This window comes from Bacillus cereus group sp. BfR-BA-01331 (genome assembly GCF_022663915.1).
GTDB classification, from domain to species: Bacteria; Bacillota; Bacilli; order Bacillales; family Bacillaceae_G; genus Bacillus_A; species Bacillus_A mycoides.
Genome location: NZ_JAKUGJ010000002.1, coordinates 312,608 through 337,725 on the forward strand (window position 1 = coordinate 312,608; position 25,118 = coordinate 337,725).

Genomic DNA, 25,118 nt, shown 5'->3' on the forward strand with positions numbered 1-25,118 from the left:
TTCATATGATAAACATACAGATAGTAACTGTATGGAAAGGATGGATACACATGAAACGTACTTACGATTATCAGGCTACAAAAAAACATTTAGAATTAAAAAAACAGCATTTATGTAAAAAACTCACTAGCGTTAAACTAACTGAAGAAGAACGCAAGCAAATACATTTAGAAATTGATAACTACGAATATATATTAAACTTAGTCGAAATGAATCATTATGAACGAGGGTTTTCTCATTAAAAGCGGATAAAAAATTATTCACTTTTCCTTTTGAGCATTTCATTACGCATTTTTCGTAAGTAAATATATAATAGGATGTACATTAAGATTGAGAGGTATATTCTATGATCAAATTAAGTGTATTAGACCAATCACCTATTTCAGATGGTAGCACAGCAGCCCAGGCTATTTCGCATACAGTTACGCTTGCACAAGAAGTTGAGAAACTCGGATTCACACGTTTTTGGGTATCCGAGCACCATAATTCAATTAGCTTAGCTGGTTCAAGTCCAGAAATACTCATTTCACATATTGCCGCGAAAACTGACCGTATTAGAGTTGGTTCTGGTGGTGTTATGCTGCCACATTATAGTCCATATAAAGTTGCCGAGAATTTCCGCGTTTTAGAAGCACTTTATAGGGGCCGCATCGACCTTGGTGTCGGGAGAGCGCCTGGTGGTATGCCGATAGCAACTCGCGCACTTCAAGAAGGTAAAATGGTCTCACTTGATCAATATCCAGAACAAATTGCAGATGTTGCTATGTACTTACATGATCAAGTACCAGAAAACCATCATTATGCAAACTTAAAGGCTACTCCAGTTATCCCAACATCTCCTGAAATGTGGATGCTCGGTTCTAGCGGAGAAAGTGCAATGATTGCCGCAAAGCAAGGCGCTTCTTTTGCATTTGCACAGTTCATTAACGGATACGGTGGCCCTGAAGTAATGAAGGCTTATCAGGAACAGTTCCAACCTTCTTATTTAGGAGATAAACCAAAATCAATCGTCTCTATTTTTGTTATTTGCGGAGAAACGAATGAAGAGGCGGAAAAAATTGCTTCTAGTTTAGATTTATCAATCTTATTACTAGAACAAGGAAAACGGACTACTGGTACTCCTTCTATTGAAACTGCTCAAAATTATTCGTATAGTGCTTATGATCTATTCCGCATAAAAGAAAATCGTCAACGTATGATTGTCGGTGATCCGTCTTCTGTGAAAGAAAAAATATTAAACTTAAGCAAAGCGTATAATACTGACGAATTTATGATTGTCACGATTACTCATCAATTTGAACATAAATTAAACTCTTATCGCCTATTGGCAGATGCTTTTAATTTATAATAACGAAAAGGAGATGCATCACATATGATGCATCTCCTTTTCTTACTACTAATCAATTGTTTTTGCTTCCTATATATTCAATAGCTTCTTTTAATAACTCATCAAAATTATGAGGATAATCATGATTTAAGTTAGGCACAACTTTATAATTATGTTCTATATTTTTATCCTTTAATAACTTTACAAATTGCTGTGTACCTTCAAAACAATCTTCATCTTGATCCCCACATATTATATATCCTTTTATGCTTTTATCATGCAATATTCCAATCATTTCTTCCCATTCTTCCATTTCCGGGAGCCACGGTGCCACAAAAATAAAACCGTTCACTTCTATTTCACCTTGTAACATGGAATGTAACGCTACTCTTGCCCCAGCAGAAAAGCCACCAATAATAATATTCCCAAATGTTTTATTCACTTTAATCTTATTGTAATGTCCTTTTAACTCTTCTCTTCCTCTTTCGATATTATCCCAAACATATCCATCTGAAAATTGAATTTGGGAAGATTGAGGCAATGCTAGCATAAAACCTTGTTCCATTACAGAGTTCCAATATGGTTCTATTATTTGTATATTTTCTTGATCCCCATGCAGTGTTATTAGTAGATTTTCAGTTTGTTTGCTGTATTTATATTTCACGTCTGCTTGTTCCGATTTCTTTGCTAATTCTTCTCTTTCTTTACATAATTGAACCATTCTATGAAACTCTTCAAATTTATGTAGTGGTTTTAAATCATCATCGGAAATTAAATACTCACTTCCGTACCAAAATCCATTTTCTATAATTGCTTTCTTCATTAAATGCAACGCTTCTTCTTCAAGTCCTGCTGCACTTGCTAATGCATATTTAAAATTATATATTTGCGCTTCATTACCCATTACATCTTTAGCATTATTCATTATATAAGAATACGCTTCAAAACTTCCTTTATTTGCATAACAATGTAACGTTTCATTTAATAACTTAATATAAGTCATACTATTTTTCATATAGAAATTCCCCCGTAACCTTTTATAATAATTGTTTCTCCAACACTCCTAGCATTCTAGGGTCACGGTATAAGTAAATTCTACAATTCAACTTAACAATACCTGATTCTCAGAATGATATTTAATAATTAATATATGTATACGCATAATACACCACTCCTTCCTATCCACTAGTTGTAGTATAAAATTAAATAGACTGAAAAATCAATGTTTTAACAACAAAAAAAGACAACAATATATTATTGTTGTTCTCATAACATCTATCCACTATTCTTTTTTTTCTTATCTGGTTTACTTGAAACTAAATAATGCTTTTCTGAAATATATAAGTCTCTTTTTAATATACGATTTAAATATGGTCCTAGTTTCACTCCGCATATGAGCTGATCTTCGCTATCTTCAACAATTGGGAACATTTCTTTTTCTGTTACATATTGATCTACGGCCTTTTGTACGATATCAATTTCTTTAACTAGGTTTAAATTTTCTTCTGTATGCTCAAATACCTCCAGCGTTTCCTTCGTTATCAGAAAACAATTTGTTGGAAATGCAGGTAAATAGGGCTTTAACAAATCATAATTTACTGTGTAATCATCATTTACTAAGACTGTATAAACGATATTAGCATTTGTTTCTAGAAACTTAGCCATTGCTTGCTCTAATTCGTCTTTCGTAATTTCCCGCTCTTCTTTTCCAGTTCTGAAAAAGCGAAACATCGCATCTCCTCCTTTTTACTATATTATAGCATAAAAGAAAACTGAAAAATTATAAAAAACTCTATTGAAAGAATTTTTCAATAGAGTTTTTCTTTAATCCATTTATGTTTATTTTAAGAATGCACTTAACATCCATACATGTTGTTCTAATGTCGTATGAATTGCTAATAGCATATCAGCCGATGTTTCATCACCAGCTTCATCAGCTACTTCCATACCTTCTTTTAATTCTTGAATAAGTGCAGAAAAATCGTTTACTAAAATTTGCACCATTTCTTCTGCAGACTCTTTGCTTGTCCCTTCGACTACAGTTGAAGTTGCTAAATACTCTTTCATTGTCGCTAACGGTTTTCCTTCTAACGCTAAAATACGCTCTGCTAATTCATCAATGTATGTTCCCGCTTCATTATAAAACTCTTCAAATTTCTCATGTAATGTAAAGAAGTGCGGTCCTGTCACATACCAATGATAATTATGCAGTTTGACATATAATACATTCCAGTTTGCTACCTGCTTGTTTAATACTTCAACAACATTCGTTTTCGTACTCATACAATCCACTCCTCTTATCATGTTACTATCTTTTAATGACCTAACTTCATTTTACCATACATTCCCTATTCTTTTGAATGAACAGCTTATATGTAACAAAGTTTTAACAACCTTAATATTTCCCTAATATCATATAATTCATGTATCCTTTCAACTACTTCATATGTCTAATTGTCCAAGCTCACACATATGCATAATAGTAAGTCAAGCTCATCATAGAAGAAAGAGGGATAACATGGACAATCAACAATGGCAAGTAGCAAAGAAAGTCGCTGCTACTTATATCGGAACGGTCGTTGGAGCTGGATTTGCTACGGGGCGAGAAATTGTTGAATTTTTTACAGTTAACGGATTGTACGGAACCATTGGCATATGTATAAGTGGATTTTTTTTTATTTGGCTCGGTACAAAAATGATGTTACTTTCATCACAAATCGGGGCATTTTCAGCGCAAGAATTTAATAAATATTTATTTGGGGATGTATTTGGAAATGTCGTAAATACTTTATTATTACTCGTATTATTTGGCGTAACTAGCGTTATGTTATCAGGAGCCGGGGCAGTATTTGAAGAACAACTTCGTCTCCCGAGACAACTTGGTATTTTCATCACAGTCATCGCCTGCCTCATTATTGGGAGCCGAGGATTACAAGGTGTTTTTGAAGTGAATACACTTGTCGTACCTATTATGATGATTTTCATTATCGGACTTGCTATTACAACCTTTATTCATGGTACAACTCCTATTATTGACACCGTTCCTACAGAAAGTTGGAATATGAAATGGATTACTAGCCCTATTACATATGTTGCATTAAATCTGTCTCTCGCCCAAAGTGTTCTCGTCCCATTGGCCAGTGAAGTAAAAGATCGAAAAGCTATTTTATGGGGTGGTATTTTAGGCGGCGCGGGGCTTTGCTTTATTTTATTATGTAGCCATTTAGCAATATTATCAGTTGAACAATTTTATCAATATAACATCCCAATGGCTGAAGTTGTAAGAAGGTTTAATGCAACTTTCCATTTTTTCTTTGTTCTTATCATTTTTGGTGAAGTATTCACAACATTAGTTGGGAATATATTCGGAATGACAAAACAAATGCAATCCATTACCGGATGGAAAAGTAATAACATTATTTACTTCATATTACTAATTAGTTATTGCTTTAGTTTCATTGGATATAGCGAATTACTTCATATTCTATACCCTATTATCGGTTGGGTGAGCATCATTTTACTACCGATTATTGCCTTTAAACAACTTCAAAAAACATAAAAAAACATCCGTGTATACGGATGTTTTTCATCTTCATTCGCAGTCTTCACATACTTCCCAGTACGGCCCCATTTCTACTGCAAGATATGGCTTTAATTGCAAACGAATCATTCGACTTGGCATGCGTTCCAATACGAATTGAATGCCGTCTTCCTCTTCATCCAACTCAACTTTTGAAATAGCAATTCTTTGCATAGTAGTAATAGGGCTTCCATCTTTATATAAAGTGATTTTCACCTCATCATACTCATTAAAATACAATTCAACATTCATTTGCTTTTTTAACATTTCATCAACAATTTCATAATTATCATTTTGTTCCTGGATTATATATTTCCAGCCGCCTCTATCTAATTCTATCGGAGCAGCTTGGAATACTGTCATCAAATCCTCGTATAGCATAAGATAACCCCTCTCTTACTAAAAAACGATGAGTATTTTATATACCCTTTATCTCTATCACTATCCATGTTTATTGTACCATATATCACAAATCTTACCGCATTCATTTGCTTTATAAACACATACAAAACATATAGTATTTTCAGTTCACTCTCTATTCACTAGTATGTTCCCTTACTGATAACTTATCACTTTCCTTATTTCCTACACACTACTTATAAATCTTGAAAAACCACAAAAAAGAAGAGTAATTTATATCACTCTCCTCATAAGATTTTTCCTGTAGCTGCTAATGCTAACACTATAATTAAACTTGCAAATAATAGTGATACAATTAAACTAAAAATCGGTAATATTTTCTTTTCATTATTCTTAAATAATAACCTTAAACTAAGAATGATATTTAATGGAACAAATATAAAATAAAAGTATTTAACGATTTGTAATGAGCTATTTGAAAGTGTTTTAAATACAAACACTTCAATTAAAAAAGCAACAAAGAATAAAATGCTTAACCAAAACGAGACATAGCTAAGCCAAGAATATCTTTTCGTTCCCCAATACACTCCCATACTGATCTCCTTTAAACGTAGTATATATTATATTAATTATACACCCGCTTAACAAATTCCTCTATTTTTCGACAAACATTAAATGCATTGAACCTCTAATCCGTTTATCAGCTAAAAGACTGTCTCTAATAGCACTAATGCTATTTTGAGACAGCCTCCCCTTTTTATACTTTAAATCTTTCAATTAATACTTGTAACTCTTCAGCCATTTGAGATAGTGTACCAGCTGCAGAACCAATTTCCTCCATGGAAGCTAGCTGCTCCTCAGCTGACGCTGCAACACTTTGTGTACTCGTCGCATTATTTTGTGCCGTCATAGCAATTTGACCAACCGAAATAGATACTTCATTTGCACCTTTTGACATCCCATTAGCCGTTTCAACCATCGTTTTAATTTGGTCAGCAATTTCATTTGTAGATTGTAAAATTTCAGTGAAATTTTGTTTCGTTTCATTTGCAATAACAAGTCCAGATTGCACTTCTTCATTTACATTATTCATAGATTTTACTGTCTTACTCATATCATCTTGTATTTCACAAATTAATTTACTAATTTCACTTGATGATACACTAGATTGTTCTGCTAATTTTCGTACTTCATCAGCAACAATTGCAAAGCCTCTTCCATGCTCACCAGCTCTTGCAGCCTCAATTGCTGCATTTAAAGCTAGAAGATTTGTCTGATCTGCAATATTTTGAATAACTTCTAAAATATCACCAATTTGCTTTGATTTGTTATTCAACAACTGAATAACAGCATCTGACTGTGAAACAGATTCCGCAATAGATTGCATTTGATTTACTGTTTTTCCAACTAGCTTTCCACCATCTTCTGCTTTTTCGCGAGTGTGAGCAGAAGCAGTATTAATAGATGATGAGCTATTTGCTACATGCTGAATCCCTTCTGTTACATCAAACAGTAACATAGCACCATTTTCTACGCTTGCTGTTTGCGTCGTTGCACCACTTGATATTTCATCCATTGCTGATGTAATTTGTTCAGTCGCTTCACTCGCTTGTCTCACACTTGCTGTTAACTCTTCAGATGCAGCTGCAACATGCCCTGCTGAAGTATTAATTCTTCCAATTAACGTTCTTAGTGAATCTGTCATTTCATTAAAACCTTTTGCAAGTTGACCGATTTCATCGTTTGAATTAATTTCAATTGTTTGCGTTAAATCTCCTTCACTTATTTCTTTAGAAGTGGCAACTAATCTCTTTAAAGGTTTTGTAATAGAAAGAGTTACGAAATAAATAAGTGCCCCTCCTACAACTAATGAAATAAGCATAACAATTAACATATTATAAAATACAGGCTGAGCAGCTTCAATTACTTCATTTGAGTACATCGTTCCACCGATTTTCCAACCTGTTTTTAAGTTTGTAGCAAATACCATTTTCTTTTCACTACCATCATACGTGTATGAAAAAGTGCCTTGATTATCTTCGTAAATTCTCTTTGCCCAAGAATCAGCTGCTTTATCTCCTGGTTTTTCTTGAGGATGCGCAATTATTTTTTGTTTTCCATCTAAAATGAAAGTATATCCTTTTTTACCAATATTGATTAACTTTGTTGTTTTCAATAAATTCTCTAAACTTAAATCTACCGCAACAACACCATTTTTATCTTCTGTTTGTTTCGCAATCGTTACGACAATATGTCCATTTCCTTTCGCCTTATACGGTTCAGTGACCACGATTCCACCTTGTTTACTCACTGCATCTTTATACCAAGAACGAGTTGTTGGATCATAATCTGCTGCCATTTGTATATTTGGTTCTTGCACAAACTTCTTATCATTGCCGGCAACATATACTTGTTCAATATCTTTATTTAAATTAATATATTGAGATAATACCTTTCTTAATTCATCTTGATTATCTCCTTGATACATATCACTATGAATCACTCGTGCAAAGTTATTTACTTCGTTAAATTTCGCCTCAATCATTTGATTGATTAAATTATCTAATATTTTTATATTATCGTGAGCACTACTCGTAATTTGTGATTCAAAATTCTTTTTAGCCGTTTGATAAGACATTCCTCCAATAATAGAGACAGCTGCAATTAAAATTATCAAAAATGAAATTAATAGCTTTTTTGCTACTTTTATATCTCGAAACCACCTTAACAGTTTACTCATTATAAACCTCCTACATTTAAATATTAAGTTTTAAAGATAAATAACCAATTATGAATATATCCCATTCCCTATCCTCTATTTTTACAATTCGTTTTTGATAAACACCTTGTAAAGTTTAAACAAATATTCCCCCTTTGTCTATATATATGAATAATATTATTATAAAATTTACAAATACAAAAAACCAAAGGAATAGTCCTTTGGTTTTTTACATTTTTTTATGCTGTTTAGAAATCTTCTTCCACTTATCACGCTCAGCTCTTGCGAGAATAGCATCTTGTTTTCTCATAAAATACGCCAATTCTCTTTGCAACTTTTTATAGCTTTGCAAACGATTTATCGTCATTAGCCCGTTATCAATTGCTTTATGCACTGCGCATCCTGGTTCATTCTCATGTTTACAATCTCGAAAGCGGCAAGTATTTGCAAGATCTTCAATATCAGAAAATGTAGTTTGAATTGCCGCGCTTCCTTCCCAAAGCTGAAGTTCCCTCATACCAGGAGTATCAATTACTAAACCGCCACTCGGTAATTGGAACAATTCACGGTGAGTTGTCGTATGTCTTCCTTTACTATCTTCTTCACGTATATCTCCGGTTTTTGCTACATCTGTTCCTATTAATGCATTTAACAAAGTAGATTTTCCTGCACCTGAAGATCCAACTAAAGCAACTGTTTTTCCTGGTGAGACAAATTGTTGCAATGATTCTATTCCGACGTACACTAAGCTATCAACAACAAATATAGGAACACCGATTGCTACCGCTTCAGTTTCTGCAATTTTCTGTTCCACATCTTCACATAAACTACTCTTCGTTAAAACAATAACAGGCATTGCACCGCTCTCATAAGCCACCAGCAAATAACGTTCCATCCTTCTTACGTTGAAATCATGGTTAAGTGCATTCACTAAAAATAGATAATCTACATTTGTTGCGATAATTTGTTCTTCAGTTCTGTTACCAGCTTCTTGTCTTGAAAAAGAACTTCTTCTCGGAAAAATACGGTGAATAATTGCCTTTTTCTCATTTTCTATTTTCTTTATATACACCCAATCCCCAACTGCCGGATAATCTCCCTTCGTTAGCGCTTCATGACGAAACTTCCCAGACAGTTCCGCTACATATTCACCATCATTACAAATAATCCGATATATATGCTTATGCTCAAGTAAAATACGCCCTACTTCATAGTTCTCTACAGCTTGTTCTTCAAAAAAAGAATCCCATCCGAAAGATTCTAAAATATTTTGATCCAAATTGATATCCTCCCTAGTTTGAACTTAGTGGAAGGATTGTGCGCTCACTTATAGAGTATCGCCCTTTCCGTCCACCTTTGTATTTGGTTTATTATTCATATAAGTTAATTTCGCCATAATACATCACCCCGTTCTAATTTTAATTACTCTCATTATATGGAATATCCCATTAAAAAGCTACCTTATTTAACGTAATTTTCAAATAACTTATTTTTTAGCATTTTAATTTGTCCGCGATGACTAATTTCATCTTCTAGCACATGAAACCAAAGGTAGCGCTGATTATACGCTACGCCATTAGGCCACTTTCTTTCTGACATTAGCCATTCGTCATCCTGTTCACTCAAACACTTTAGTGTTTCTTCTCTCAATTTTTGCAAAAGTTGTACATAATACAGTATGTCATAGCCACGAATAGATTTCCCTGCTTCCCCTAAATACAGTGCATCTTCCCATATTTCTAATTCTTCTTTTGTAAAGTCACGATTTTGAAATGAAATAAGCTGATGGGCTTTTTCTATAGCCGCTATATGCTTTAGTAACGCTCCGATGGAATTCCCTCCACTCGGCATAATTAAATCTAATTGCTCAACTGATAGATCGTTTATTTCCTGTAATGTTACAGCCCTCGTATGTTCCAGCATGCTTACTAATTCCCCTATATTTTTTGTATAACCATCTACACTTCTTATTCGATAATCTATATTCATATCACGCACCCCTTTCTACATTCATATTAAGGAATAACCGCTTCATATAATAGACTGAAATATATCAGATTTTTCTGTTATAATTAAATTGAATACGGAATAAACCTAAACAAACTTTCTCAATATGCTTATATGAAATATTAAAAGGAATCAATATCAAATTATCGAATCTTATTCACTAAAAGGAGTGGATTCGATGGAAATGTATCAATGGCTAACCGCTGTTCTCGTTGGTGGCATTACTGGCTTCGTTTCCCATCTGATCAATAACCAAGGCAAGTTATTGCTTCCACGCCGTTTAAAAACTTTTTTTCATTTTGGATTTTTAACTGATATTTTTACAGGTAGCCTCGCCGCACTTCTTGGACTCGTTTTATTCGATGTCACCTTAATAAAAGAAATTATAAAAGTCTCCATTGTGACCGCTATTTCCGGTCAAACGTTTTTACTTCACCAAGCTCTTGGTGGTGAACAGGCTAAAAATACGCAAATTGGGAAAGCTGATGAGAAAATCCAAGAAATTGACAAACTATTACGACGTTAGTCTATACTTTCTCTAAAAATTATTGTTATAATAAAAAATAAATATTTTCTATTGCGTCGTTTGTCAGAAGAAAGGGTGTTTCGTATGACAAAAAAGAAAATAGAAGATTTCTTAACAAACACCGAAAAAGAGAAACTGCTAGAAAACTATAAATGTTTACGAGAAGCCCGCACAAAAAGCGAAGCTAACTATTTTGGTGAAGCAGTAAACCATCTATTAAATAAAGCAAAACAACGAATTATTAATGATGCAGGCATACATGATGAAAATGCAGCAACTGTTCAATCAAAGAGAAAAGCACTGTTTTAGCTAAAACAGTGCTTTTTATTACGGCATTTTTCACATTACTTTCACATCTATTTCACAAATATAAGTATTCCTATATGTTAAACTAAGTATATCCTTTTCCAAGGAACTATATGCCGATATATAAATCCCTATCTCTTTAGGGATTTTTTATTTTTTTGGATTTCTCCGATTTATTTTTAAAGGCTTTATGATGCAATTCCTGTTTCACTATCTTCATTAAGCTTTTCACTTTTTCTAAACAAAAATAAAGCTCCTATATATAGTAACGCAGTAAAACTACCTACAAGTATAAAATTGTGAGATGCTGCAAATAACATTCCTGCTATTGCCGCTCCAATCATTTGGCCAATATACATAGAAGCATTAGCAAGAGCGGCTCCTGTTCCTCTTGCTATACTAGACATATTTTGTAAGCACCCCATCATCAATACAAACAAAATTCCTGTCACAAAAAATAAAACAAAGAAAAATAACTCTACAAACATAATGTTCTTTAAATGAGGAAGTATGACATATAGCACAGCTGTAAATAGAATTCCACCATAGAAAGAAAGGTTATAACCAATTTTATTTACGATTCTCGGCCCAAAAATGTTACCGGTTAAATTTCCCAATCCTAATACGAGCATAGCTGTTCCTATTTCATGGACTTGTAAGCCAAATTGAATGGAAAGCCATACACCAAAAAATGAAAATGCAGCAAAATTACCAGTTTGAAAAACAAAATATGCAAAATAAGAAAGTGAAACCTTTGAATCTGTAAGTAATTGTTTATAGCGCTTTAAGATGTTTGTTTTACTTCCACCTATATGAACCGGTTGTATTTCTGGTAATACTACATAAATAAGAATGACAAGTAGTGCTGATAATATACCAATGATGAAGAATGGTGTAGTATAGTGTATCATTGCTAAATACGACCCTACTGGTAGCCCTAAAATTTGAGAGATTGATAACCCTGCTGTTGCAATTCCAATTGCTTTTACAATTTGCTTCTTCTCTATAAGGAGCGGAATAGATGCCCACACTTGTGGAGATACAAAAGCTGCACTTACACCTGCTAAAAATCTAAATGTTAGCATCCATAAAAAACTCGGTGCCATTCCACACAAAAATGTACTTAATGCAAAAAAACTCATTCCTAATACCATCACTTTTTTTCTGTTTAAGCCATCTGATATAGGACCAGCGATAAGCGCAAATCCAGCGTATCCTAAAGCATATGAACTCACCATCCATCCTGATAATTCAGTTGATACATGATACACCTGTTGTAATGTCGGCAAAAGTGGTGAAATTAAGAAAGTATCTGTACCAATCATAAACATTATCGTAAAGAATACAGCTAGCACTCTTTTCATTTAAACCTTCTCCTTTTATATAAAAAGAGGGCCCTATCCCTCTTTTCAACTAATCTTCTAATATAGATTCAATCTCTTTCATAACCTTCTCATTCAATGAAACTTCCACCGTTCTTACACTTTCTCTTATTTGCTCTGCTCGTTTCCCACCAGGAATAACAGTATCAATTCCTTTTTTGTTTAATAACCACGCTAAAGCTAAATGCGATACTTCGAGATTCTTTTCTTTAGCTAAGCCTTTTAACTTCTCAACTTTCTTAAAGTTACTCTTATATGTATTTTCTTCAAATAGATTTACACTTTGACGCCAATCTCCTTCGTTCAATTTGAAATCTTCTGTATATTTTCCGCCTAGTATCCCAAAGGCAAGAGGCCCGTACGGAATAAATGAAATACCTGATTCTATACAATATGGCAAAAGTTCTTCCCCAGCAGCACGATGCAACATATTATACGGTGATTGTACAACATCTATATGTCCGTGCTGATTCGCTTCTTTTAGTTGCTCTACATTTACGTTAGATATTCCAATTGAACGAATTTTCCCTTCTTCTTTTAGGCGAGTAAGCTCTCCAATTGAATCTATGTAACTTGTTTCAGGATTTGTAAAATGTAAATAATATAAATCAATATAATCAGTTTGTAATCTTCTTAAGCTATTTTCCACAGCATTTCTTAAATAGCTTCGTTCATTATTAATATGAACCTCTCCATTTAATAACGGCTGAATTCCACCTTTTGTAGCAAGTACAAACTCGTGGCGTTTTCCTTTTAATACTTCTCCTACCAATTCCTCTGATCTACCGAAACCGTATGAATCTGCTGTATCAAAAAATGTAATCCCTTGCTGAATTGCTTCTTCTATTAATCTTTTTCCTTCTTCCTCATTCACATCAGCATATAAATTATGTCCCCCAACAGCGTTTGTTCCTAACCCCAACTTCGAAATATTTAGTCCTGCCTTTTGCAATTTTGTATACTTCATTTTTTATCCCCTATATTTCTATTGTTCGATTATATTCGAACAATAGAAATATACCACTTTATATGTTATAGTGCAAATATATTAACTTATACAAGCAGGTGAAAAAATGCGTACTCTCTATCATCCAAATCGAGAAGAAATTCAATTCTCTTCTGTCTTATATGCACTTAGCGATCAAATTCGTTTACAAATTGTAACTATGCTACTAGAGAAAAATGAACAATCTTGTGGTGCGTTAAACATTCCAATTGCGAAATCAACTTTATCTCACCATTTCAAAGTTTTACGTGAATCTGGTGTTATGTTTACACGACTTGAGGGAACACAACGTTTCATTTCAATTCGTGAAGATGACTTAAATGCTAGATTCCCCGGTTTATTAGACGTCGTAATACATGCAACAGAACCGTACTAAAAAACATCTCATATGAATATGAGATGTTTTTTAGTAATTACTATTCTTTTAATAAATCTATTAATCCATTCCCTTCAGATGTACGTTCATACCCTAAAGGTACAGTCCTTTTTATAAGTTGCGCATATATTTCCGGCTCTGATAATTTTCTACCATACTCTCTCTCACACTGCTTTATGAGAAGTGCTAGCGCCCCAGCGACATGCGGCGTCGCCATTGAAGTACCACTTAATACCGCATATTTCCCCTCTGGATAGGTAGACAGTATTTCATCACCCGGCGCTACTAAATCAATTTCTTGATTTGAATTACTAAAGCATGAAATTTTCCGCTCTAAATTAACAGCACCTACTTCAATTACTTCAGAATAAGCACCTGGAAAATCTAATTCTTCCGTATCATCGTTACAATCTCCATCATTTCCTGCAGCGCACACGACAAGTACGTCTTGTTTTACCGCATTTTGAATAGCTTCATGTAACTCTGGTACATCTTGCGGACCACCAAGTGACATTGAAATGACTCTAACTCTTTCTTTATTAGGCCCTCTCCAATTTACTGCATAATGAATGGCCTCAATAATTTGCTCATAACTCCCAGAACCATCTCCCGCTAAAACCTTTAACACTAACATTTTAGCAAGTGGTGCGACTCCTAAAACACCAACACCATTTTCAGTCGCTGCAATTGTCCCCGATACATGAGTACCATGCCCATTATTATCAAGATAAATATTGGGATTTCCTTCATAATCTTTTGTGAAATTTCTCCCACCAATAATACGATCTTTTAAATCTACATGATTTACATCACAACCTGTATCTAAAACAGCAACGACAATGTCTTTTCCTTTCGCGCTCTTTTCCCATACTTGCGGAGCATGAATCAATTGTACACCTTGTGGAATTTCATTTACTTGTTCAACCACTTTATTTACAGTAAACGGAATTAATTTAATGCCTTTTTGTTTATTCGCTGTACTACTATTCATCGTAATCCCTCCTGAAAATATATTATTTTCATTTCAGACCACTATTGAATGCGTTTAGATTTAACATTCGTTTTATTCGTTCCATTTCCCTTCCTCTCAAATGTTTCTCAATAAACAAAAGAAAAGGACCATTAATGGTCCTTTTCTTTTTCAGTTTTTCAATAGAATAATATAAAGTGAAACTATAATCAGTGGGTGGTGTTCATCCCCCACTGATTATTAGCCCTCACCAATCGGGCGTTTACGGGCAATTGATCTCCCACCTAACTTCTTTGCTTCAGCCGAGTTTTGAGGTGGGAGTTTTACTGCCCACAAATAGCGGGATAAATTAAGGCTAAATCTTACTCTTGTTCAAAAACTGCTCAATTTCTTTTATTACATGTTTTGCGCCTTCTATACTAACAGTAATGTTTCCATTTGCTAATGAAATATTTTGATCTGAAACATCACCTGTTATTTGACAAGCATTGTATGGTTGATATTTTTGTAAAATGACTTTGTCTTCTTCTACAAAAATTTCAAGTGGTGATTTGATTTGTATTCCTAATACATCCCGTAATTCTTTAGGAATAACTATCCGTCCCAATTCATCTACTTTTCGAATAATTCCTGTTGCTTTCATGTTACTCCCCCCTTACTCTCTATTATTTTTTTCACCTCGCTATTTTCATTTTATCACTATATATTTGGTAATGCCTTACTCTTTTTAGAAAATATAGTACAAAAGTTAAAAAAACACATTTAACGAATATTCAATCTTTCTTTCAATTGTTTTAAATAACGCGATCGTATAATTAAGAAGTATACAACTTGAATACCTACGAAAATACTTAATACAATTGTATTTTCTTTAAACAGTGAGTACTCAAACATTTGTCCTAACGCAGTTAATGCTACTGCCCCATGTAATGTTGCAACTCCAACTGGAACGAAGAATAAAAGCGCTAAGCGGATTGTGACTACTTTCGATAATTCCCCTCTCGTCAATCCAACTTTTCGAATCATTTCAAATAAACGAGTATCGTCCTCCAAATCTGAAAATAAACGGAAGTAAAGGAAGCTTCCTGCACAAACGAAAAATACAATACCAATAAAGAAACCTACAAATAAAATGGGTCCTGCGATTTGTAGACTTTGATTTTGATCGTACTCTTCTGCACTAAACGTTGAATGTTCTTCATAAGGCTTAATCTGATTCGTAAGCTCTTTACCAACCTCAATTTCATCTTTCGTGGATTGTGTTTTATACATATAATCTTTTTCTTCTTTAAATCCATCTTGTAATGAATCATATTGATTTTTAGAGATTACATACACATTACCTCTTAGTATTTTACTTAATGAAGAAGTATTGACTTTTTTCACATTTAAAGGTTCATTCATATTTGGTAAAGTAATTTCTTTTCTTTCTTTCATCGGTGGTCCGGGTATTTCGACTGACAAAAATAAAGCCTCTTTATTTGATACAGTATTAAATGGTTCTCCTGTTAACTTTGCATATTCTTTATAATCTGATTCTTTTATAAAAATGGCGCTTCTTAACGACTGCTCCTCCGTTTTCTTCGATGAAATATTTATTTTTGAAGCTGCTATATTATGTTTCTTTAATCCTTCGTCAATGATTTTCAGATGCTGTGACTCATTGCTATTACCTTGCTTAGACTGATAGTGAAACGCAATTGGTCTGTCCATAATTTCTTTCGTCATCGAAGCAAATCCAACCAATGTACCTATTGCTGAAAATGCTACTGTTGAAATAATTGTTACAATAAAGAACATCCTTGCATTATCTCTCATACGGTATGCTAAATCTGACAAAGTAATAATATTTGTCTGTGTCCAATAGAAACGTTTGCTTTTTTTACATAATCGAATAATAAAGACGCTCAACTGCTTGTACAGCAAATACGTACCAATAATGACTACCGTTGTAACAGGAATCATCATTATAAATACCATTGCACCATGTGACATAAGAGCTCCTGCATAACCAGCGCTAAGCAATACTACTGCTAATATAGAAGAAATTATAGATGCCTTCGGTTCTGGCTTCGCCTCTGCTGATCCTCTAAACAATTTCATAATTTTATTTTTACGAACCATTCCTGCACTAAACAATGAAATGATCATAAATAATACGAAAAACATAATACTCGTCACAACAATCGCTTTCATCGGTATGTAATAGGATAAAGAGATATCTAGTTTTAATATCATCGGAGCTACAAATATTAATATCCCTGAAAACAACATACCTGAAAGAATCCCAAAAATTATTGCCCCTATTCCAATCATTATATTTTCAAAGAAGATAAGACGCTTTAATTGATATTTCGTCATACCTAGCATCATTAAAATTCCTAGTTCACGCTTTCTCGTTTTTAAAAACATTCCCATTGAATATAAAATAAAGAAGAATGTAAATAAGTAAATAATAGACTGCGCAAAAGACATACTTACGAATACGTACCGTCCTAATTCTCCAGCACTTAATGCCGGATGAAACGCAAAAAATGAATACACAAAAAAGGCCATAATTGCAAATGCACTACTCAAAAAATAAGCTGAGTATGTTCGTCTATTTCGCGTTACATTTCGAAATGCGAGTTCTCTAATGTTCATACTACTTCTCCGCCCTTCTACTAACTATACTTTTATATTAGTAAAGTTCGGAAATACCTTCCATCGATTCAAATGACAAAAACCTTACATTATTGAAAGGTTTTAAACAATTGCTTATATAAAACAGTTTCATTATAATGACTACATTCATACACGCATCCTATTGTATATTCGTTAGTTTTGCGAAATAATAAAGGATAGAAGTATGTACCAATATACATATAAACTTATTTACCGCTTTAATATGAATAGGAGGAAAACATAATGACATTACAAGAACAAATTATGAAAGCATTACATGTTCAGCCTGTAATTGATCCGAAAGTAGAAATTCGTAAACGAATTGATTTCTTAAAAGATTATTTAAAAACTACAGGTGCAAAAGGATTTGTACTTGGAATTAGCGGCGGACAAGACTCTACACTGGCAGGACGTTTAGCACAGCTTGCAGTCGAAGAAGTTCGTAATGAAGGTGGTAACGCAACGTTTATCTCCGTACGTCTTCCATACAAAGTACAAAAAGATGAAGATGATGCACAATTAGCATTACAATTTATTCAAGCTGATCAGTCTGTTGCTTTTGATATCGCTTCAACAGTTGATTCTTTCTCAAATCAATACGAAAACTTATTAGGCGAATCATTAACAGATTTCAATAAAGGGAACGTTAAAGCGCGTATCCGTATGGTTACACAATACGCAATCGGCGGACAACAAGGGCTACTCGTTATCGGAACTGATCATGCTGCTGAAGCTGTAACAGGTTTCTTCACAAAATTCGGAGATGGCGGTGCAGATTTATTACCATTAACGGGATTAACGAAACGCCAAGGACGTGATTTATTACAAGAATTAGGTGCAGACGAGCGACTTTACTTAAAAATGCCAACAGCTGATTTATTAGATGAAAAACCAGGTCAAGCTGATGAAACAGAGCTAGGCATTACTTACGATCAATTAGATGACTATTTAGAAGGTAAATCCGTTCCAGCTGACGTTGCTGAAAAGATCGAGAAGCGTTACAAAGTGAGTGAACATAAAAGACAAGTACCAGCGTCAATGTTTGATGATTGGTGGAAATAGAACATAAAAAAGAAGCTAATCTCATTTAGCTTCTTTTTTATACGTTAACGATATACCCCTACTCTTTTCTCTAATAAATCCTGCAAGCAATCTTCATGTTGTTTATTAAACAATGGCGGCATTTTGTCTAAAGGGAAAAACTGCAAATCTAACGTTTCATCACCGTCTATTTTTGTATTCCCTCCAACGATTGAAAACTTAAAGAATATTACAATTGCCTGTGCCTGATCTCCATTCGGATATGCTTGAAAATATTTCGTATACACACCAATGAGCTCATCAATTTTCACATCATATCCTGTTTCTTCTTTTATTTCTCGAATCGCAGTTTCTGCCGCAGATTCCCCGATTTCCATTGCACCGCCTGGAAATCCCCAAGCATTAAAGTCTCCTCTTTTTTGCAGAAGCACTTCACCAAATTCATTAAATACACAACCTCCTGCAAAATTCAAAATAACATAATCATGCCCTATTTTTTCACGTAATTCCTTTATATAATTCGCCATCTGCTTCTCCTTTTTATCCATCTTCCATTATTCTTTTTTATCTTTTTCAAGCAATTCAATAATCCGATCTAACTTCTGATTCATATTAATCACATGTTGTTTTTTCATAGTGTTGTTTTGCAATAATCTTTTAATGAACAGAGTAAATGATACAAAAAACAAAACGATAAGTCCGATTACTAGACAAAAATATATCAATGCAAATATATTATTTTCGAACAAATTCATTCAGCTATCACATCCTCTATTTTCAATTATTTTATCACATAATTCTAAATAGTCACTAGAATTATACTCAAACGTAAAAAGAGCACCTTTTAAAGATGCTCTTTTTCATTAATACGTAAATGTAATTGTCGCTAATGAATAACCTGCCATTGCACTATATGGCGCAACTTGATAAGATACACGCTTTGCACCTTTTGGCCAAGTTATTTCATCTAGTACTTTCTTTATATCTTGCATCGTTCCATCCATGGACTGCTTATATCGTACTTCTACTTTTTCTGGCTTGGAAGCAAATTGTTGCTGTAATTTTTTCTTAAACTCATTGTAATTTTCCGCTCCGTATTGTGCAGATAAATACTTTAAATTTGTTTCTTTTAACATTTGTTCATATACAGCAGTTTTTGAACTACCGGATTTTATTTTGTTTGTTAATTCACCAAAGTAACTTGTAGTTGCCGCTGGGTATTTACTACGATCCCATTCGTGGTCTTTGCTTAATTGTTCATCAGACATATTAAAATATGAATATGTTACGCGCCCAGCTTTATCAGGGACTGGATCATCGAATGTAGTATCAAGGTGGTACCACTTGTTATCAATGTTCACTAAATTCCATGCGTGAGCTTGTCCATTCCCTGTACCTGTTACAATATGATTTTGAATACCTGCTTCTTTTAGTAATTGATATGTTAACAATGTATATCCTTGGCAAACGGCAGAACGATTCGCTAACGCTTCATACGCTGTATATGCTTGATAAGAAGTATCATATGATACTTCTTTCACAACATAATCATGAATAGCTTTCACTTTTTCATGTTCATCCATGCCTTGTTTAATGATAGAATTTACAATTGCTTTCACCTGAGACTTTACATACTGTGTTTGCTCTTTTGATTCACGATACTTCACTTGTAATGTAAATGTATAATTCCCTGGCATCCCTTTTATAGAATATTTAGTAGACGCTACATTATATTTTACATACTCATCAGCATCTACAATTTTATTAAACTCGCCATACAATTGGTCCATAATATTTCTAGCATTTCTATCTTTTGTTTTATATGTGATTGTAATATTTTCTTCTCTATTATCAATCTGTTTTTTTAATTCTTTTCTGAAATCATTTAACAACTTTGCATCTGATTGTGTTGTCACTGTAGTCGGATTCGTAGCCGCATAAGATACAGCTGACGCCTGTAAGCCTCCCATTACTATAGTTGAACAAAGTGCGGCAGCTGTCACATACTTACTTGTCTTTCCCATCTTGTCACTCCTTACATTCTATAACTATACAAAAAAGTATCGTATAGTTTCAGAGTATACAATACTTTTCAAAATAGGTCATATGAGATTATGCATATTTAACATTTTTAAAAGGGTTGTTCTTTTAGAAAAAGAACAACCCTTTTTTTAGCAAGTTTGCAACACACAGCATGTATTTTCAAAATGGCGATTTTTCAAGTCTTCATTTCCAATACAGAAATAAAGCATCCCTAAATCTCCCCACATCATATTACAATTTTTAGTATCTGAATCAATTTGGAATAAGAGCGTCATATGCTGTGGATCTATCCCCATATATTGTCCAGTCTCGTACAATACCTCATCTTGTACAGAGAATGGTTCTCCAAACATTTGATGATTATCATAGTTGTCTGGGATTAGCTCTTCAAGTAATTGCAAGAAACGATCTGAATCCGCCTCATCTTCAATGAAAAGCTCCGGTAATTTATACGTCAGTTCAAAAGTAATTGCACACTGGTTATATTTCGCTTGTATTTCATCTGCTCTACGTAATTGCTCTACAGGGATATCATAATAAATTACACGTCCAGCTTCGGTTGGATCCACATCTTCTTCAAAGTAATTTTCAATACTAAAGAAATATAACATCCCTGTCTTAGGAAGATTGTGATCCATACCAACGTTTTGTAAATCACTTAAATTAAATTGTGCGATAAAACGTAACGGATTCTCTTTGTATGTTGGATATTCAAATGTATTTGGCAAATCAGGAACTCCGCCCATTTTCGAACTGCCTATCGCAATTATTCCCTGTTGTTTTGGCACAACTTTTACACAAGGAAATACAGTATTAATAAGTTCCTGTTTCAAATGTGTTAGTTCATATTTATCAATTAATATTTCAATTTTCTGTTCCATAAATTCTCCTTACATTTACATACTTATTTGTATCATAGCACAAAGATTATACTTCATTCATTGTAAATTCAACAAGCCCTCCAAAAAACGGGCTTATCCCTCGTACGCGAACAAGTTTAAAAAAGCATAGTATACATTGTTCCTACAAACACGATAGTTCTTTATTTCTTCCAGTACATTTTCCCCTCGTTCATTTTTATTTTTAATTTAAGGAGGAATTCCACATGGGTTACGGATATAGTTGCGGCGGTTACGGCGGTGGTTACGGCGGTGGTTACGGTTACGGCGGTAGTTGTGGTGGCGGTTGTGGTTATGGAGGTTTCGCTTTATTAATCGTTTTATTTATCCTTCTAATCATCATTGGAGCTAGCTGTTGGGGCGGCGGATTCGACTGCTAGTAAACTTAAAAACTATTGTAAAAAAGCGCGTACAATACGTGCTTTTTTGCCATTTTCAAATTTCCCATCTGAAAGGAAGTATGTTTAATGAAGATTGATGGTGTTTTCGAGGGAGGCGGTGTACGCGGAATTGCGCATGTGGGGGCAATTTGCGCGTTAGCCGAAAAAGGATATGAATGGGAGCGCGTAGCTGGAACATCAGCTGGTTCAATTATCGCAGCGCTTTTAGCAGCTGGATATTCTTGTTCCGAATTAAAAACAATAATAACCGATATTGATTATAATAAATTTATGAAGAAAACTTTTCTTGATAGAATCCCGTTTATCGGTAAAGGAATAAGTGCATGGTCTACTCTAGGTATTTATTCCAATGTATTTATAGAAGAATGGCTTGAAGAATTACTGCGAAAAAAGGGCGTTCACTTATTTACAGATCTACCTGATTTAAACAAACTCAAAATTATAGCTTCTGATATAAGCAACGGTAAAATGGTTGTCTTCCCCGATGATTTACCGAACTATGGATTTTTAAATTATCGCTTCTCTATTGCTAAAGCTGTAAGAATGAGTAGTACAATCCCTTTCTTCTTTGAGCCAGTAAAATGGAGAACACCAAAATGGAAGCAGCCTTGTTATATGGTTGATGGCGGGATTTTAAGTAATTACCCAATTTGGATTTTCGACTCCCCTACCTCTCCTCGCTGGCCGACTTTTGGATTTCATTTTGTAAAAGATGAAATTCAAGCTGATCCTGCCCATTATAAAGAACCTATTTCCATGTTCAAAGGACTATTTAAAACAATGATGCAAGCTCATGATTTACGGCATTTAGATAAAGAATCAAAAGCAAGAACAATTACAATTCCTACAGGGACAATTACAAGTACAAATTTTGAGTTAACGAAAGAAGAAAAAGAATGGCTGTACAATTCTGGTTATAACTCCGCAAATAAGTTTTTACAATCTTGGAACTTCAGACAATATGTTGATGAATATAGAGACGGAAATCAGGATCGAAAAACAAATCGATTTTTCCGTCAACTTGACTCATAATACTTTTATTTTCATACGAGAAGACTTGACGCTTTAATAGTAAATAAGCCTAGTAATTTCATATATTACTAGGCTTATTTATCTCCTACATACCACACACATTGCTTAAGGATAAGTTAACCCTTCAGCTTCTTCCGCGGTAATTACTATGTAACGGTTTCCGGTTCTTAATCCTAACAGTTCTGCTTTTTCAACTGCATCCTGTTTTGTCTCTGCATAAGCAGCTAAATATTTATCCCCATCGATAATTTGGCAAATCACATATTGTTTCATGTTTTTCTCCTTTTACCCTTTAATTAATTGCGCAACCTTTTTTATTCCAACTTCAATTTCTTCTACAGTTGCATAGGAATAAGAAAGACGTAAAAATTGGTTAGCACTTCTATCATACAAAGTGCCTGGGTTTAACAACACCTTTTCTTGTAAAGCTTTTTCAAATAAACTACGATTCGAAATTGGTAGATTTATATGTAGCCAAATGTAAAAGCTTCCTACTGGCTCATGCCAAGTTGCAATGCCACTACAATAATTTTCTAACATACTTATCATAAAATCTCTACGTTTTTTCAATTCACTTCTTACAAACTGTAAATGTTCATCATACAATCCATTTTCAAACCACTCCGCTGCAATCTGCTGGGATATAGAACTTGAACCATAATCAGTTTGCATTTTTATATCTGCTAATCTTTGAATAACGGATTCTGATCCAACAACCCACCCAATTCTTAAACCAGGACTAATGACTTTGGACATACTTCCAATATGTAGCACGATACCATTTTTATCATATGCCTTTAAAGGCTTTGAAACTGGTGCATCGAACCATAAATCTTGATATACCGCGTCCTCAATAATAGGTAATCCAATTTCATTACATATCTCCATCACTTCTTCCCTCTTCTTAGCGTTCATACTAAAATTGGTCGGATTATGAAAAGATGGGATTGTATATAAAATAGATGCGTTAAATTGTTTCTTATATTTTGTAATGTATGAAGTATTTATACCATTCTCATCCATTGGTATTCCAATCAAGCGCATTCCTGCTGATTGAAATACATTAAGCGAATATAAATATGATGGTTTTTCTAATAAAATTGACGCTCCTTTCGGAAGAAGCCCCATAGAAATAAGCTGCAATGCTTGAATTGCCCCTGAAACAATTAAAATAGAGTCAGGAGATACATATACCCCATGCCCTTTTAAATATTCCGCAATTTTTTCTCTTAAATGGAGATTTCCTTTCGGTTCCTCATACCCGAGTGGAACATTTGATTGTAAAATTTTATTAATAATATCCTTCATCTTTTTCTCAGGCAAGAGACTCGGTGAAAGTTCACCTGTTCCTAATCGAATTACATTGGGAGTAAATTCAGCTTGATTAATCTCTTGTACAGCAGGAAGATTCGGATAATGAAGTCCTGTTTCTACGTAAGACTGCCAGTTTGGAGGCGGGGCATATGTTGAAGTATTCTCACTATTTTTTATAACAATTGTTCCCTTCCGTCCATTCCCCTCAATGTACCCTTTTGCTATTAACTCATCGAAAGCCATTACAATTGTACTTCGGTTCACTTCAAACGCATGCGCCAAAGCTCTTTGTGAAGGTAATTTCGTTCCAACTGTCCATTCCCCATTAACAATCCTTTCTTTTATATAAGATTCTATTTGTTTATATAAAGGAATAGACGAAGACATATTAGGTTTCCAAACGAGCCTTTCCATTATCTCACCTCACATATTTTATGGTTGGTAACCTATCCAACCATATGGATGGATACAAATTTTCATTTCTTCTATACAATATACACTATCATAATTAATCAAATTAAGTAGGAGGTAATCTGATGAGTGAAGCAATTATTCACGGTATCATCCTTGCATTTGGTCTTATCATTCCATTAGGTGTCCAAAATGTTTTCGTCTTTAACCAAGGCGCTAGTCAACCAAATATTTGGCGAGCTGCTCCTGTAGTCTTGACTGCATCTATATGTGATACATTATTAATATTAATTGCTGTACAAGGTGTCTCTCTTGTCCTCTTAACTTTCTCTTGGTTAACAACCACCTTGTATATGATTGGATTTTTCTTTCTTATGTATATGGGCTGGGTTATTTGGAGAAGCGATCCTTCAAATGATGTAAAACAAGAAAAAAGCATGCCTTTAAAAAATCAAATTATTTTCGCCGCATCAGTTTCATTACTAAATCCACACGCAATTTTAGACACAATTGGTGTAATCGGAACAAACTCTATACAGTACATAGGAAGTGAGAAATGGGCTTTCACTTTTGCAACAATTATAGTTTCTTGGATCTGGTTTATTAGTTTAGCTTTTGCTGGAAAATTTCTAAAAGGATTTGACTCGACAGGAAAAACGATTATAGTATTAAATAAAATTTCAGGGCTAATCATATGGGGAGTCGCACTTTATATGTTAAAACAAGTTGTTTTTCCTAACTAATTAAAGAGAAT

At 34.0% G+C, this 25,118-nt stretch carries 29 protein-coding genes; 10 read left to right on the top strand and 19 right to left on the bottom strand.

Features of this window, described 5'->3' with window-relative positions:
• Positions 1–50 precede the first annotated feature (50 nt).
• Positions 51–242, top strand: coding sequence for a DUF3896 family protein (locus MR155_RS05830; protein WP_242308930.1), 192 nt, complete (start codon positions 51–53; stop codon positions 240–242).
• Between the two features lie 104 nt (positions 243–346).
• Positions 347–1,348, top strand: coding sequence for an LLM class flavin-dependent oxidoreductase (locus tag MR155_RS05835; RefSeq protein WP_219302065.1), 1,002 nt, complete (start codon positions 347–349; stop codon positions 1,346–1,348).
• A gap of 52 nt (positions 1,349–1,400) precedes the next feature.
• On the opposite strand, the gene MR155_RS05840 is transcribed toward MR155_RS05835, so the two are convergent.
• The 3 genes from MR155_RS05840 to MR155_RS05850 all read right to left on the bottom strand — a co-directional run bounded on the left by MR155_RS05840 (position 1,401) and on the right by MR155_RS05850 (position 3,610).
• Positions 1,401–2,342 (bottom strand): alpha/beta hydrolase, encoded by a 942-nt coding sequence (locus MR155_RS05840; protein ID WP_219302064.1) that lies wholly within the window; start codon positions 2,340–2,342, stop codon positions 1,401–1,403.
• A 260-nt stretch (positions 2,343–2,602) separates the two neighbouring features.
• Positions 2,603–3,058, bottom strand: a complete 456-nt coding sequence (locus MR155_RS05845; RefSeq protein ID WP_002135815.1) for a DUF3939 domain-containing protein — start codon at positions 3,056–3,058, stop codon at positions 2,603–2,605.
• Between the two features lie 108 nt (positions 3,059–3,166).
• Complete coding sequence (locus MR155_RS05850) at positions 3,167–3,610, bottom strand: Dps family protein (RefSeq protein WP_002135813.1); 444 nt, start codon at positions 3,608–3,610, stop codon at positions 3,167–3,169.
• Positions 3,611–3,845: 235 nt separating this feature from the next.
• Between MR155_RS05850 and MR155_RS05855 the strand changes: the two genes are divergently transcribed.
• Positions 3,846–4,886, top strand: a complete 1,041-nt coding sequence (locus tag MR155_RS05855; RefSeq protein WP_002031445.1) for a YkvI family membrane protein — start codon at positions 3,846–3,848, stop codon at positions 4,884–4,886.
• A gap of 33 nt (positions 4,887–4,919) precedes the next feature.
• Here MR155_RS05855 and MR155_RS05860 read toward each other — a convergent pair whose 3' ends face one another.
• The 5 genes from MR155_RS05860 to MR155_RS05880 form a co-directional block, all read right to left on the bottom strand.
• On the bottom strand, positions 4,920–5,288 hold the full coding sequence (locus tag MR155_RS05860) for a DUF3979 family protein (protein WP_002135811.1): 369 nt from the start codon (positions 5,286–5,288) through the stop codon (positions 4,920–4,922).
• 266 nt (positions 5,289–5,554) lie between these two features.
• On the bottom strand, positions 5,555–5,860 hold the full coding sequence (locus MR155_RS05865) for a hypothetical protein (protein ID WP_113938269.1): 306 nt from the start codon (positions 5,858–5,860) through the stop codon (positions 5,555–5,557).
• Between the two features lie 164 nt (positions 5,861–6,024).
• Positions 6,025–8,007, bottom strand: a complete 1,983-nt coding sequence (locus tag MR155_RS05870) for a methyl-accepting chemotaxis protein (RefSeq protein WP_002086101.1) — start codon at positions 8,005–8,007, stop codon at positions 6,025–6,027.
• 208 nt (positions 8,008–8,215) lie between these two features.
• Positions 8,216–9,265 (bottom strand): ribosome small subunit-dependent GTPase A, encoded by a 1,050-nt coding sequence (gene rsgA, locus MR155_RS05875; RefSeq protein ID WP_044444234.1) that lies wholly within the window; start codon positions 9,263–9,265, stop codon positions 8,216–8,218.
• A gap of 182 nt (positions 9,266–9,447) precedes the next feature.
• Positions 9,448–9,975 carry a DinB family protein gene (locus MR155_RS05880; protein ID WP_242308648.1) on the bottom strand — a complete coding sequence of 176 codons (528 nt, stop codon included), beginning with the start codon at positions 9,973–9,975 and terminating at the stop codon, positions 9,448–9,450.
• A 196-nt stretch (positions 9,976–10,171) separates the two neighbouring features.
• Here MR155_RS05880 and MR155_RS05885 point away from each other — a divergent pair, with 196 nt between their 5' ends.
• Both MR155_RS05885 and MR155_RS05890 read left to right on the top strand, forming a co-directional pair.
• Positions 10,172–10,519, top strand: a complete 348-nt coding sequence (locus tag MR155_RS05885; protein ID WP_000426320.1) for a DUF4257 domain-containing protein — start codon at positions 10,172–10,174, stop codon at positions 10,517–10,519.
• A gap of 84 nt (positions 10,520–10,603) precedes the next feature.
• Positions 10,604–10,828 carry a hypothetical protein gene (locus MR155_RS05890; protein ID WP_002064959.1) on the top strand — a complete coding sequence of 75 codons (225 nt, stop codon included), beginning with the start codon at positions 10,604–10,606 and terminating at the stop codon, positions 10,826–10,828.
• Positions 10,829–11,013: 185 nt separating this feature from the next.
• Here MR155_RS05890 and MR155_RS05895 read toward each other — a convergent pair whose 3' ends face one another.
• Both MR155_RS05895 and MR155_RS05900 read right to left on the bottom strand, forming a co-directional pair.
• Positions 11,014–12,189: an MFS transporter gene (locus MR155_RS05895; protein WP_098168049.1), complete on the bottom strand. Its 1,176-nt coding sequence runs from the start codon at positions 12,187–12,189 to the stop codon at positions 11,014–11,016.
• Between the two features lie 49 nt (positions 12,190–12,238).
• Entirely contained in the window at positions 12,239–13,174 is a 936-nt protein-coding gene (locus MR155_RS05900; protein ID WP_242308650.1) for an aldo/keto reductase, read from the bottom strand.
• A gap of 106 nt (positions 13,175–13,280) precedes the next feature.
• Between MR155_RS05900 and MR155_RS05905 the strand changes: the two genes are divergently transcribed.
• A complete protein-coding gene (locus MR155_RS05905) occupies positions 13,281–13,589 on the top strand; it encodes an ArsR/SmtB family transcription factor (protein WP_016102179.1) in 309 nt (102 codons plus the stop codon).
• Between the two features lie 40 nt (positions 13,590–13,629).
• Here the strand turns inward: MR155_RS05905 and MR155_RS05910 are convergent, their stop codons facing one another.
• The 3 genes from MR155_RS05910 to MR155_RS05920 form a co-directional block, all read right to left on the bottom strand.
• Positions 13,630–14,580, bottom strand: coding sequence for a serine protease (locus MR155_RS05910; protein WP_242308651.1), 951 nt, complete (start codon positions 14,578–14,580; stop codon positions 13,630–13,632).
• Between the two features lie 334 nt (positions 14,581–14,914).
• Entirely contained in the window at positions 14,915–15,202 is a 288-nt protein-coding gene (locus MR155_RS05915) for an AbrB/MazE/SpoVT family DNA-binding domain-containing protein (protein ID WP_002012401.1), read from the bottom strand.
• A gap of 119 nt (positions 15,203–15,321) precedes the next feature.
• Positions 15,322–17,202: an ABC transporter permease gene (locus MR155_RS05920; protein ID WP_113938262.1), complete on the bottom strand. Its 1,881-nt coding sequence runs from the start codon at positions 17,200–17,202 to the stop codon at positions 15,322–15,324.
• A gap of 264 nt (positions 17,203–17,466) precedes the next feature.
• On the opposite strand from MR155_RS05920, the gene nadE reads away from it, so the two are divergent.
• Entirely contained in the window at positions 17,467–18,285 is an 819-nt protein-coding gene (nadE, locus tag MR155_RS05925) for an ammonia-dependent NAD(+) synthetase (protein WP_219302057.1), read from the top strand.
• A 44-nt stretch (positions 18,286–18,329) separates the two neighbouring features.
• Here nadE and MR155_RS05930 read toward each other — a convergent pair whose 3' ends face one another.
• The 4 genes from MR155_RS05930 to MR155_RS05945 form a co-directional block, all read right to left on the bottom strand.
• Positions 18,330–18,791: an NUDIX hydrolase gene (locus MR155_RS05930; protein ID WP_002141378.1), complete on the bottom strand. Its 462-nt coding sequence runs from the start codon at positions 18,789–18,791 to the stop codon at positions 18,330–18,332.
• Between the two features lie 27 nt (positions 18,792–18,818).
• The gene (locus MR155_RS05935) at positions 18,819–19,019 is read right to left on the bottom strand and encodes a DUF4083 domain-containing protein (protein WP_002141377.1); all 201 of its coding nucleotides are present in this window, start codon (positions 19,017–19,019) and stop codon (positions 18,819–18,821) included.
• 108 nt (positions 19,020–19,127) lie between these two features.
• Positions 19,128–20,288 (bottom strand): transglutaminase domain-containing protein, encoded by a 1,161-nt coding sequence (locus MR155_RS05940; protein ID WP_219302056.1) that lies wholly within the window; start codon positions 20,286–20,288, stop codon positions 19,128–19,130.
• Between the two features lie 147 nt (positions 20,289–20,435).
• Entirely contained in the window at positions 20,436–21,188 is a 753-nt protein-coding gene (locus tag MR155_RS05945; protein ID WP_219302055.1) for a YwqG family protein, read from the bottom strand.
• Between the two features lie 224 nt (positions 21,189–21,412).
• On the opposite strand from MR155_RS05945, the gene MR155_RS05950 reads away from it, so the two are divergent.
• Complete coding sequence (locus MR155_RS05950; RefSeq protein ID WP_242308662.1) at positions 21,413–21,586, top strand: YjcZ family sporulation protein; 174 nt, start codon at positions 21,413–21,415, stop codon at positions 21,584–21,586.
• A gap of 87 nt (positions 21,587–21,673) precedes the next feature.
• The gene (locus MR155_RS05955; protein ID WP_113938257.1) at positions 21,674–22,639 is read left to right on the top strand and encodes a patatin-like phospholipase family protein; all 966 of its coding nucleotides are present in this window, start codon (positions 21,674–21,676) and stop codon (positions 22,637–22,639) included.
• A 105-nt stretch (positions 22,640–22,744) separates the two neighbouring features.
• Here the strand turns inward: MR155_RS05955 and MR155_RS05960 are convergent, their stop codons facing one another.
• Both MR155_RS05960 and MR155_RS05965 read right to left on the bottom strand, forming a co-directional pair.
• A complete protein-coding gene (locus MR155_RS05960; protein WP_002012388.1) occupies positions 22,745–22,912 on the bottom strand; it encodes a DUF3933 family protein in 168 nt (55 codons plus the stop codon).
• Between the two features lie 12 nt (positions 22,913–22,924).
• Complete coding sequence (locus MR155_RS05965) at positions 22,925–24,367, bottom strand: aminotransferase-like domain-containing protein (protein WP_242308664.1); 1,443 nt, start codon at positions 24,365–24,367, stop codon at positions 22,925–22,927.
• A 122-nt stretch (positions 24,368–24,489) separates the two neighbouring features.
• Between MR155_RS05965 and MR155_RS05970 the strand changes: the two genes are divergently transcribed.
• The gene (locus MR155_RS05970; protein WP_002031419.1) at positions 24,490–25,107 is read left to right on the top strand and encodes a LysE/ArgO family amino acid transporter; all 618 of its coding nucleotides are present in this window, start codon (positions 24,490–24,492) and stop codon (positions 25,105–25,107) included.
• Positions 25,108–25,118: the final 11 nt, after the last annotated feature.